This window comes from Burkholderia sp. BCC1999 (genome assembly GCF_905339975.1).
Classification (GTDB): Bacteria; Pseudomonadota; Gammaproteobacteria; order Burkholderiales; family Burkholderiaceae; genus Burkholderia.
This window is the reverse complement of record NZ_CAJPHP010000031.1, coordinates 73,006-83,859: the sequence shown is the minus strand read 5'-3', so window position 1 is coordinate 83,859 and position 10,854 is coordinate 73,006. Positions and strand designations below refer to the sequence as shown.

The following is a 10,854-nucleotide window of genomic DNA, read 5'->3' as shown; positions in this document are numbered from 1 at the left end:
CCGCTTCGTCGGGCGCGCAGCACCAGACGAGCGAGTAGTCGGCCTGGCGCGGCCCGCCGAGCGGCAGCAGGGCGAGCGGGCCTTCATGCGTGAAGCGCTCCCACGCGACGTTCGGGCGCGGCGCCGATACCGTGACCGTGCCGACGAGCGCGGTCTGCCCGTAGTCGCGCCGATGCTTGGCCGTATCGGCCTGCTGTTCGTGGAACAGCCCACCTTCGGCGTTGATGACGATACGCGCGCGCACCGTGCGTTCGCCCTGCGGGCCGTCGAGCGTCAGCGTGACGCCGTCGGCATCCTGCCGCGGCGCGCGTGCGGTGGTCGACGTGAGCCAGTCGACGCGCGTGCCGCGCACGGCGCCCGCGAGCGCCTGCACGATCGAGCCGTAGCGCACGACGTAGCCGAGCGCGGCGAGGTCGTGCTCGTCGCGGTCGATCAGCGTGCGGCCGAAATGGCCGCGCTGCGACACATGGATATGTTCGATCGGCGTCGCATCGGCGGGCCACGCGAGCGTGTCGAGCAGCACGCGGCTGCCGTGCGACACCGCGATCGCGCGCGGGTCGTTCGCGCTCGCGGCCGGTTCGCGCGCATCGATCAGCGCGATCGATGCGTGCTGCGTCGCGCTGCGGCGTGCGAGCCAGCCGGCGAGCGCGAGCCCGACGGGGCCCGCGCCGACGATGGCGAGGTCGTAGTCCGGCGTGGCCGGGGAGGAAGCGGTCGTCATCTTGATTCGTGAAACGGTGGTAACGGTCGGCGGCCGGTCATGCGCCCGCGCGCATCAGCGCTTCGATCTCGTCGGCGTCGACGGGCACGCCGCGCGTGATCAATTCGCAGCCCTGCTCGCGCACGATCGCGTCGTCCTCGATGCGGATGCCGATGTTCCAGTACTCGGGCGGCACGTCGTCGGCGGCACGCACGTACAGGCCGGGCTCGACCGTCAGCGTCATGCCGGGCTTCAGCGTGCGCCACGGCAGCGCGCCGTTGCCGTCGCGCGCGGCGAGCCGCTCGCGGTAGTCGCCGCAGTCGTGCACGTCCATCCCGAGCCAGTGGCCCGTGCGGTGCATGTAGAAGCGCGTGTACGCGCGCTCGGCGATCACGTCGTCGACCGTCGAGAAACGTGACTTCGGGATGATGCCAGTGTCGAGCAGCCCCTGCGCGAGCACGCGCACGGCCGCATCGTGCGGCGCTTCGAACGGCACGCCCGCGCGCGTCGCATCGATCGCGGCCTGCTGCGCGGCGAGCACGATGTCGTACAGCGTGCGTTGCGCGGCCGAGAAGCGCCCGTTGGCTGGGAACGTGCGCGTGATGTCTGACGCATAGCCGTCGAGTTCGCACGCGGCGTCGATCAGGATCAGGTCACCGTCCTGCGCGGCCGCGTTGCCGGCCGGGTAGTGCAGCACGCATGCGTTCGCGCCGGCCGCGACGATCGAGCCGTACGCGGGCGACTGCGCGCCATGCTTGCGGAACAGGTACAGCAGCTCGGCCTCGAGTTCGTATTCGCGGATGCCGGGGCGGCACACCTGCATCGCGCGGCGGTGCGCGAGCGCGGAGATGTGCGCGGCGCGCATCATCGTCGCGAGTTCGTGTTCGTCCTTCACGAGCCGCATGTCGTCGAGCAGCGGCGTGAGATCGAGCAGCGCGTCCGGCGCGGCGACACCCGTGCGTGCCAGCGCGCGCACCGCATCGATCCAGCCTGCAAGCTGGCGGTCGAAGTCGGCCGATGCGCCGAACCGGTAGTGCACGGTGCCGGCATCGGCGAGCAGGCGCGGCATTTCGGTGTCGATCACGTCGACCGCGAATGCCGCGTCGAAACCGAACGCGTCGCGCGCGGCGTCGGGTCCGTAGTGAAAGCCTTCCCAGATCTCGCGGTCGACATTCTTGCCGCGGCAGAACAGGATCGACTCCGGCGCGCCGTGCGGTGCGGCCGCGTTCAGCACGAGCACGGCATCCGGCTCGGTGAAGCCCGTCAGGTAATGGAAGTAGCTGTCGAACCGGTACGGGTACGTTGTATCGCGGTTGCGCAGCAGTTCCGGCGCGGTGGGAACGATGGCGACGCCGCCGCCCGCGGCACGCAGTGCGGCAAGCACGCGTTCACGGCGCTGGCGGTAGACGTCGACGGCGATGGCGGTATCGAGGGGCGCATTCATCGTGCGATTGTAGCGCTGCGGGACGCCGCGCGTGAAAGAGGGGCGGCGAGTCGCGCCGGACGGCCCGCGCGGCGGTTGTTGCAAACCATCCACAGGCCCGACGGCCGATTTTCTGTCGTGCGACGCTGGCCGGTTATGATCGGCGACAACGTATACTCTCGGCGGTTCCCAAAAAGAAGGCAGATGATGAAATTAATCGGTTCGCTCGGCAGCCCGTACGTCCGCAAGGCGCGGATCGTGCTTGCTGAAAAGAAGATCGACTACAAGCTGGAGCTCGAGAACGTGTGGGCGCCGGAGACGAATATTCATGCATCGAATCCGCTCGGCAAGGTCCCGTGCCTCGTGATGGAGGATGGTGCCGCGGTGTTCGATTCCCGCGTGATCTGCGAATACGTCGATACGCTGTCGCCGGTCGGCAAACTGATTCCGCCGTCGGGCCGCGAGCGTGTCGAGGTCCGTTGCTGGGAAGCGCTGGGCGACGGCGTCCTCGACGCCGCGGTCGCGATTCGCATCGAACACACGATGCGCGACGAGGCGCAGCGCAGCGCGAGCTGGATCGCGCGCCAGCAGCGCAAGATCGACGACGGTCTCGTCGCGATGTCGCAGGGCCTCGGCGGCAAGACATGGTGCGTCGGTAATCATTACACGCTCGCCGACATCGCCCTCGGCTGCGCGCTCGGCTACCTCGACTTCCGGATGCCCGAGCTCAACTGGCGCGACCGCCACCCGAACCTCGACAAGTATTTCGTGAAGCTCCAGCAGCGGCAATCGTTCGCCGATACGCTGCCGCAGAACTGAGCCGCCGGCCACGCATTCACGCATTCGGCAGACAAAAGAAAAGCGCCCCGCGGGGCGCTTTTCTTTTTTGCCGTGCGGGCCGCCGCGTGAGCGGGGCGGCCCGCGTGCGTCACTCGATCGACGCGTACACGGCTTCGCCGAGCGTGAACGAATCGCTGCGTGCGATGGGCCACCACTTGTCGTACAGCGTGAAGCCGCAGGTCTGGCCGTCGAGCAGCGCGCCGGGCTTCAGGTACTTCAGCAACTGCGACATCAGCCGCACCTCGTGCGGCGCAACCCGCTGCACGATGTGATGCGCGCGCAGCTCGGACGGATGTCCGAGGCCCGCCGCCTGCACGAGTTCCTGCAGCGCATGCAGCGTATTGCGGTGGAAGTTGTACACGCGCTCGGCCTTGTCGGGCACGACGAGCGCGCGCTGGCGCACCGGGTCCTGCGTCGCGACGCCGGTCGGGCAGCGGTCGGTGTGGCAATGCTGCGCCTGGATGCAGCCGACCGCGAACATGAAGCCGCGCGCCGAGTTCACCCAGTCGGCGCCGATCGCGAGCGTGCGGGCGATGTCGAACGCGGTGATGATCTTGCCGCTCGCGCCGATCTTCACGCGATCGCGCACGCCGATCCCGACGAGCGTGTTGTGCACGAGCAGCAAGCCTTCCTGCAGCGGCACGCCGACGTGGTCGGTGAATTCGAGCGGCGCGGCGCCGGTGCCGCCTTCCGCGCCGTCGACGACGATGAAGTCGGGCACGATGCCGGTCTCGATCATTGCCTTCGCAATGCCGAAGAATTCCCACGGATGGCCGATGCACAGCTTGAAGCCGGTCGGCTTGCCGCCCGACAGCGTGCGCAGCCGGTCGACGAATTCGAGCAGCCCGCGCGGCGTCGAGAATTCCGAGTGCGTCGCGGGCGAGATGCAGTCCTTGCCCATCGGCACGCCGCGCGTCTCGGCGATTTCCGGCGTGATCTTCGCTGCCGGCAGCACGCCGCCGTGGCCGGGTTTCGCGCCCTGCGACAGCTTCACCTCGATCATCTTGACCTGCGGATCGGCGGCCTGCTTCGCGAACTTGTCAGGGTTGAACGTGCCGTCGTCGTTGCGGCAGCCGAAGTAGCCCGACGCGATTTCCCAGATGATGTCGCCGCCGTTCTCGCGGTGGTACTTCGACAGCGAGCCTTCGCCGGTGTCGTGCGCGAACCCGCCTTTCTTCGCGCCGAGGTTCAGCGAGCGGATGGCGTTCGCGGACAGCGAGCCGAAGCTCATCGCCGAGATGTTGAAGATCGAAATATCGTACGGTTGCGCGCGATTCGCGCCGACCCGGATGCGGAAATCGTGGTTCGGCAGCTTCGTCGGCGCGAGCGAGTGGCTGATCCATTCGTGCGCGACGGCCTTCACGTTCAGCTCGGTACCGTACGGGCGGTTGTCGGCGACGTTCTTCGCGCGCTGGTACACGAGGCTGCGCTGCGCACGCGAGAACGGTTTCTCGTCGGTGTCGTCCTCGACGAAGTACTGGCGGATTTCAGGTCGGATGAATTCGAACAGGAAGCGGAAGTGGCCCCAGAGCGGGTAATTGCGAAGGATCGCGTGACGGTCCTGGTTCAGGTCGTACACGCCGAGCGCGACGAGGGCGACGGGGATGATGATCCACAGCCAGGAAAGCATGTGGGCCGACGCGAGCGCGGCCGCCGCGACGAGCAGCAGGACGGCACACCACATCGCCAGATAGCGTCGTGAAAGCATGGGGACTCCGTAAGAATCTTGAAATACCGCCATGCGTACGCTGCGCGGCGGCGCGCCGGCCGCGGCGGAATCGTGTCCCGCCGGGCGCGGCGTGGCGCAAGTCTAAACCGAATATGTGTCAGCGTGCGTCGGCGAGTGCCGGCGCGTGGCCTTCCGTCGGCGCGGCCTGACCGGGCTGGCCGGCTGCCGCAAGCTCGATGATGCCGCCACCGAGACAGATCTCGCCGTCGTACAGCACGGCCGACTGGCCGGGCGTGACGGCCCACTGCGCGTCGTTGAACGCGAGCGAGAAGCGGGCTTCGCCTGCCGGGCCGGGTGCGGCGGCGCCGATCACGCATGCCGCATCGGCCTGCCGGTAGCGCGTCTTCGCACCGCACGCGAAGCCGTCTGCCGGCGGCTCGCCTGCGACCCAGCTCACGTTGCCGGCGACGAGCTCGCGCGACAGCAGCCACGGATGATCGTGGCCCTGCACGACGTACAGCGTGTTCGACGCGATGTCCTTCGCCGCGACGAACCACGGTTCGCCGCTGCCGCTCTTGCTGCCGCCGAGGCCGATGCCCTTGCGTTGGCCGAACGTGTAGAACGCGAGGCCGATGTGCTCACCGACCACCTTGCCGTCGGGCGTCTTCATCGGGCCGGGCTTCGTCGGCAGGTAGCGGTTCAGGAAATCGCGGAACGGCCGTTCGCCGATGAAGCAGATGCCGGTCGAATCCTTCTTCTTCGCGTTCGGCAGCCCGATCTGGGCGGCGATCTCGCGCACCTTCGTCTTCGGGATCTCGCCGAGCGGGAACATCGTTTTAGACAGTTGCGCCTGGTTCAGCCGGTGCAGGAAGTACGACTGGTCTTTCGTATGATCGAAGGCCTTCAGCAGTTCGAAGCGTCCGTCGCGCTCGCGCACGCGCGCATAGTGGCCGGTCGCGATCATTTCCGCGTCGAGCGACATCGCGTGGTCGAGGAACGCCTTGAACTTGATCTCGGCGTTGCACAGCACGTCGGGGTTCGGCGTGCGGCCGGCCGAGTATTCGCGCAGGAACTCGGCGAACACGCGGTCCTTGTATTCGGCGGCGAAGTTGACGGCTTCCACGTCGATGCCGATCAGGTCGGCCACCGACACGACGTCGATCCAGTCCTGGCGCGTCGAGCAGTATTCGCCGTCGTCGTCGTCTTCCCAGTTCTTCATGAACAGGCCGACCACGTCGTAGCCCTGTTCCTTCAACAGCCACGCGGTCACCGACGAATCGACGCCGCCCGACATGCCCACTACTACTCGGCGCTTGCTCATTTGTTGACCGCCTGACGTTCGAATGCTTCGGGGCGCGGCGCGACCGAATGCGTATGCACGAAATCGAGCGGAATGCGCCGCCCGGCGAGATAGTCGTCGACGCAGCGCATGACCGCGGGCGAGCGATGCCGCTCGCTGCACGCGCGCAGTTCGTCGGCCGTCATCCACAGCGTGCGGACGATGCCTTCGTCGAGCACGTGGCCCGCGACCGGCTCGCCGGCCGTGCCACAGAACGTAAAGCGCAGGTAGGTCGCGCCGGCGGTGCCGGGGCGGTCGTAATGCGCGAGGTAGACGCCGACGAGTGCGTCGGGCGTGAACGGGTGCGCGGTTTCCTCGAGCGTTTCGCGGATCACGGCGTCGGCCAGCGTTTCGCCGGCCTCGAGATGGCCGGCCGGCTGGTTGAAGCGCAGGCCCGTCGAGGTTTCCTCCTCGATCACGAGAAAGCGGCCGGCGTGCTCGACGAGCGCGGCGACCGTTACATGCGGGGTCCAGATTTCGGGTTTCATGGTTCGGCATTTTACCGGTTGCGACTGAACGCTGCCGGCCGCTCTCGTTAAGTGAATCCGACCCCGTAAGCCTTGCGTCCTGCCGATGTGCTGCGACGCGGGCCCGGTTGGTGCGGCATGCGCGCACGATCGATCGTGCGGAACGTGGCGGCACGGCCGTCGCCCAGCGTGAAATGCGGCGTCAACGCGGGGTCGTGCGTGCGCGGCACGCGCCGCTGGCGCGCTGGCGACGCCGCGGCGCTTTCGTTCATGGCTCGACGAGGCGCGCGACGCACGCGGCGATCGTGTCGCGGACGCGCACGATTGCCGGGTCGCGCTGCGTGCTCGTGCGCCAGCCGATTTCCACCGGATAGCGCGGCAGATCGACCGGGCAGGCGAGCGCGCGCAGCGGCGTCGATTGCGCGATCGCGCGCGCCGCATGCGCGGGAATCGTCGCCACCGCGTCGGAACCGGCGAGCAGGTACGGCAGCGCGGCGAAATGCGTGGTCGACGCCGCGACGCGCCGCTTGTGGCCGAGCGCGGCCAGCGCCTCGTCGACGATCCCGATCACGCCGCCCGACGATACGAGCAGGTGATCGCGCTGCAGAAAATCGGCAAGCGTCAGCGTGCGCGGCGGCCGCGTGCGGGCGGCCGGATCGATCAGGCACGCATAGCCGCCCGTCGCGACCGCGCGCCGGCTGAGCCCACTCGCCGAGAACCCGCCCGACGCGATCGCGAGATCGACGCCGTGCCGCAGCAGCGCATCGCCGGCGATGCCGCTGTGGGTCTGCCGGAAGATCAGCCGGATGCCTGCTGCTTCCCGCGCGACCGCGTCGATCAGCGCGCGGCCGAGCGCGATCTCGAAGTCGTCCGACAGCCCGACCGAGATCGTGCGGCCGACGCGATCGCCGCTGTCGGCCGCGATCGCGAGGCTTTCGCGGCAGCGGTCGAGTGCATCGGACAGGATCGGCTTCAGTTCGTCCGCGCGCGGCGTCGGCGCGAGCCCGCGGCCGGTGCGCACGAACAGCGGATCGGCGTAGATCACGCGCAGCCGCGCCAGCGCCGCGCTGACGGCCGACTGCGTGAGGTCGAGCCGCAGTGCCGCCCGGCTCGCGCCGCCTTCCTCGTACAGCGCCTCGAACACCTTCAGCAGGTTCAGGTCGAGGCCGGCGATATCATCCGCATTCATGACACATATCTTTCTATCGATTTGATCGATGACATCTTATCGATAAAGATGGCGGCACCCCATTCACCGGAGTCGCCACCATGTCCACGTCAGTCATCGCCGCATTGCAGATCGGCGCATCGCCCGCCGGCACGCGCGCCACGCTCGACACGATCCTCGGCTACGAAACCGCGATCCGCGACAGCGGTGCGTCGCTCGTCGTGCTGCCCGAGGCCGTGCTCGGCGGCTATCCGAAAGGCGAGATCTTCGGTACGCGGCTCGGCTACCGGCTGCCCGAAGGCCGCGACGCGTTTGCGCGATACGCCGCGCAGGCGATCGACGTGCCGGGGCCGGAAACCGACGAGCTGGCCGCGCTGTCGCAGCGCACGGGCGCGAGCCTCGTGGTTGGCGTGATCGAGCGCGGCGGCAGCACGCTGTACTGCACGGCGCTGTTCCTCGATCCGTGCGACGGGCTCGTCGCGAAGCACCGCAAGCTGATGCCGACCGGCACCGAGCGGCTGATCTGGGGGCAGGGCGACGGCTCGACGTTGCCCGTCGTCGAAACGGGCGCCGGCCGTGCGGGCGCCGCGATCTGCTGGGAGAACCACATGCCGCTGCTGCGCTGCGCGATGTACGCGAAAGGCGTGCAGATCTGGTGCGCGCCGACCGTCGACGAGCGCGACCTGTGGCAGAGCTCGATGCGGCACATCGCGCATGAAGGGCGCTGCTTCGTCGTGAGCGCGTGCCAGGTGCAGCCGTCGCCGCGCGCGCTCGGCATCGATGTGCCGGGCTGGGATCCCGAGCGGCCGCTGATCCGCGGCGGCAGCGTGATCGTCGGGCCGCTCGGCGACCTGCTGACGGAGCCGCTGATCGGCGAGGCCGGGCTCGTGACCGCGCGCATCGATACCGACGAACTCGTGCGGGCGCGTTACGACTTCGACGTCGTCGGCCACTACGCGCGGGCGGACGTGTTTTCGCTGCACGTCGACGAGCGGCCGAAGCGGCCGGTGGTGTTCGGCGGGTAAGGCAGGAAGGGCCGGGCGCCGCACGACGGCCCTTGGGGAACGAACGGCGGCGGCGCGCAGCCTCGCGCCCGCCACCGTGCTTGGTCAGCGCATCGGCGCTTCCGCGATCCGCATGTAGTCGGCGATCCGCCGTCCCTCCATGTCCGGAAACTGCTCGTGCACGGTGATGTCGCCCATCCGCGCGATGTCGAAGGTGCGGAAATCGTCGCGCAGCTCGCACCACGCGCCGATGGTCCAGCGCCCGCCCCAGTAGACGAGCCCGAGCGGCCATACGCGGCGTTGCGAATGCGCGCCGAGCCGGTCGCGATAACCGAAGCTGACGACGTGGCGCGTGTCGATGGCCTGGTGGATCGCGTCGACCTTCGCGCAAAACGTCTCGTCGATGTGGAACGACGGCGCGAATACGGGCAGGCGGTCGAGTGCCGTGCGCTTGTCGGCCGGCATCGCCGACGCGATCTTCGCGAGCGCCGAGCGCGCGCCGCTCGCGAAGCGCGCACCGCCCCAGGTTTCGAGCATCCGCGCGCCGGTGGCGAGCGCTGCAAGCTCCTCGGCCGTGAACGTGAGCGGCGGCAGGCTCGCATTGCGGTTCAGCCGGTAGCCGATGCCGGCTTCGCCTTCGATCGGCACCCCTGACAGTTGCAGGTCGCGCACGTCGCGATAGACCGTGCGCGGCGACACCGACAGCCAGTCGGCCAGCTGCTGCGCGGTCGTGAGACGACGCCCGCGCAACAGCTCGGCGATCTGGAACAGGCGGTCGGCACGGCGGGTCATGACAGCACCTCGATTCCTCTGGCTACGGGGACTTCGCGATGATAGCGCCGCGCCGGCCCGCTGACCGCTGCGCTCAGTGGCATTTCGGCGCGTGCAGGCCGACGCGGTTGCCTTCGGTGTCGATCAGGTAGCCGACGTAGCCGTAGTTGTTCGGCAGCTCGACGACCGTGCCCTGCACGACGCCGCCCGCGCGCTTCACGCGTTCGAGCGCCGCGACGACCGATTCGCCGGCGTTCAGGTAGACGAGCACGCCGTTCGCGCTCGGCTTCATCTGCTGCGGATCGAACACGATGCTGCCGCCGGTGCTCGACGCATCGCGATCGAACGTGGCCATCGGCACGCCGCCGATGATTTCCCGCTGCAACGTGGTTTGCAGCACGGTTTCGTAGAAGCGGATTGCCCGTTCGAAATCGAGGGACGGGATGTCGAACCACGCGATCGCGCGTTCCAGGGTTGCGGTGGCCGTTGCGGACGTCATGACGAGCTCCTTGTTGCGTTGTTGTTCGGGTTCGGTGTGGAAACCAGCCTGCATTGCGCCGGGATTGCAGTGTGATCGCCGGCTGCTGACACCGTATTGTCAGTAGAGTTGTCACCCTTGACATGCAACCATTTGGTTGCATAATAAAGCCATTGACCTGGGAGCGGCATGGATCTCGTTTTCAAGGCGCTGGCCGATGCCACGCGCCGTCGGTTGCTGGACCTGCTGCACGCAAAAAACGGCCAGACACTGTCCGAGCTGTGCGACGGGCTCGCGATGAGCCGGCAGGCCGTGAGCAAACATCTCGCGCTGCTCGAGGCCGCGAACCTCGTCGCGACGACGTGGCGCGGCAGGGAGAAGCTGCATTACCTGAATCCGGTGCCGATTCACGACATCGCGGAACGCTGGATCGGCAAGTTCGAGCGTCAGCGCCTGCAAGCGCTGGCGGATCTCAAGCGCGGGCTGGAAGCGGCCCGCGAGTCAGGAGACGACGATGGGTAATCCCGCCTTTGTGTACGTGACCTTCATCGCAGCCACGCCCGAGCGCGTGTTCGATGCGCTGACCAATGCCGAGCTGACGAAGGACTACTGGGTGCGGCATCGCAACGCGTCGCCCGACTGGCAGCCGGGTTCGCGTTGGGAACATCAGGATTACGACGATCCCGCGCGGGTCGACATCGTCGGCGAAGTGGTCGAGAACGATCCGCCGCACCGGCTGGTCGTCACGTGGCGGACGCCGTCGGGGGAGAGCGGGGAGTCGCGCGTGACCTACGTCGTCGAGCCGCACGAAGGCGTCGTGAAGCTGACCGTCACGCACGGCGGGCTCGTGCCCGGTTCGGAGATGGATCGCGGGATTCGCGGCGGGTGGCCGGTCGTGCTGTCGAGCCTCAAGACACTGCTCGAGACAGGGCAGGCGCTGCCGTTCACGATGGGGCGCTGGGAGTGCTCGAAGCACTGAAACGAAACGCCGCCGT

The 10,854-nt window shown here is 68.2% G+C and carries 12 protein-coding genes; 4 read left to right on the top strand and 8 right to left on the bottom strand.

The window, feature by feature from the left end; all coding sequences use genetic code 11:
- Together U5809_RS31715 and U5809_RS31710 are read right to left on the bottom strand one after the other, a co-directional pair.
- Positions 1–721, bottom strand: a 721-nt coding sequence (locus U5809_RS31715) for an FAD-dependent monooxygenase (RefSeq protein ID WP_322089421.1), incomplete at its 3' end; no start/stop codon positions are given.
- Between the two features lie 37 nt (positions 722–758).
- Positions 759–2,144, bottom strand: coding sequence for an aminopeptidase P N-terminal domain-containing protein (locus U5809_RS31710; RefSeq protein ID WP_322089420.1), 1,386 nt, complete (start codon positions 2,142–2,144; stop codon positions 759–761).
- Positions 2,145–2,327: 183 nt separating this feature from the next.
- Between U5809_RS31710 and U5809_RS31705 the strand changes: the two genes are divergently transcribed.
- Positions 2,328–2,942, top strand: coding sequence for a glutathione S-transferase family protein (locus U5809_RS31705; RefSeq protein WP_282506706.1), 615 nt, complete (start codon positions 2,328–2,330; stop codon positions 2,940–2,942).
- 109 nt (positions 2,943–3,051) lie between these two features.
- Here the strand turns inward: U5809_RS31705 and U5809_RS31700 are convergent, their stop codons facing one another.
- From U5809_RS31700 to U5809_RS31685, 4 genes are all read right to left on the bottom strand, one after another.
- Positions 3,052–4,671: an FMN-binding glutamate synthase family protein gene (locus U5809_RS31700; protein ID WP_282506707.1), complete on the bottom strand. Its 1,620-nt coding sequence runs from the start codon at positions 4,669–4,671 to the stop codon at positions 3,052–3,054.
- A 118-nt stretch (positions 4,672–4,789) separates the two neighbouring features.
- Positions 4,790–5,953 (bottom strand): tRNA 2-thiouridine(34) synthase MnmA, encoded by a 1,164-nt coding sequence (mnmA, locus tag U5809_RS31695; protein WP_322089419.1) that lies wholly within the window; start codon positions 5,951–5,953, stop codon positions 4,790–4,792.
- Complete coding sequence (locus U5809_RS31690; protein WP_176050505.1) at positions 5,950–6,459, bottom strand: NUDIX hydrolase; 510 nt, start codon at positions 6,457–6,459, stop codon at positions 5,950–5,952. Before U5809_RS31690 ends, mnmA begins: the two co-directional genes overlap by 4 nt.
- A gap of 247 nt (positions 6,460–6,706) precedes the next feature.
- Positions 6,707–7,627 carry a LysR family transcriptional regulator gene (locus tag U5809_RS31685; protein WP_322089418.1) on the bottom strand — a complete coding sequence of 307 codons (921 nt, stop codon included), beginning with the start codon at positions 7,625–7,627 and terminating at the stop codon, positions 6,707–6,709.
- A gap of 80 nt (positions 7,628–7,707) precedes the next feature.
- On the opposite strand from U5809_RS31685, the gene U5809_RS31680 reads away from it, so the two are divergent.
- A complete protein-coding gene (locus U5809_RS31680; protein ID WP_322089417.1) occupies positions 7,708–8,631 on the top strand; it encodes a carbon-nitrogen hydrolase family protein in 924 nt (307 codons plus the stop codon).
- An 84-nt stretch (positions 8,632–8,715) separates the two neighbouring features.
- Here U5809_RS31680 and U5809_RS31675 read toward each other — a convergent pair whose 3' ends face one another.
- Positions 8,716–9,402: a helix-turn-helix transcriptional regulator gene (locus U5809_RS31675; RefSeq protein ID WP_069746174.1), complete on the bottom strand. Its 687-nt coding sequence runs from the start codon at positions 9,400–9,402 to the stop codon at positions 8,716–8,718.
- 73 nt (positions 9,403–9,475) lie between these two features.
- Positions 9,476–9,880 (bottom strand): VOC family protein, encoded by a 405-nt coding sequence (locus U5809_RS31670; protein ID WP_282506712.1) that lies wholly within the window; start codon positions 9,878–9,880, stop codon positions 9,476–9,478.
- Positions 9,881–10,048: 168 nt separating this feature from the next.
- On the opposite strand from U5809_RS31670, the gene U5809_RS31665 reads away from it, so the two are divergent.
- Both U5809_RS31665 and U5809_RS31660 read left to right on the top strand, forming a co-directional pair.
- Positions 10,049–10,381 (top strand): winged helix-turn-helix domain-containing protein, encoded by a 333-nt coding sequence (locus U5809_RS31665; protein WP_322089416.1) that lies wholly within the window; start codon positions 10,049–10,051, stop codon positions 10,379–10,381.
- Positions 10,374–10,838: an SRPBCC family protein gene (locus tag U5809_RS31660; RefSeq protein WP_322089415.1), complete on the top strand. Its 465-nt coding sequence runs from the start codon at positions 10,374–10,376 to the stop codon at positions 10,836–10,838. The genes U5809_RS31665 and U5809_RS31660 overlap by 8 nt, the downstream gene beginning before the upstream one ends.
- The last annotated feature ends 16 nt before the right edge of the window (positions 10,839–10,854 follow it).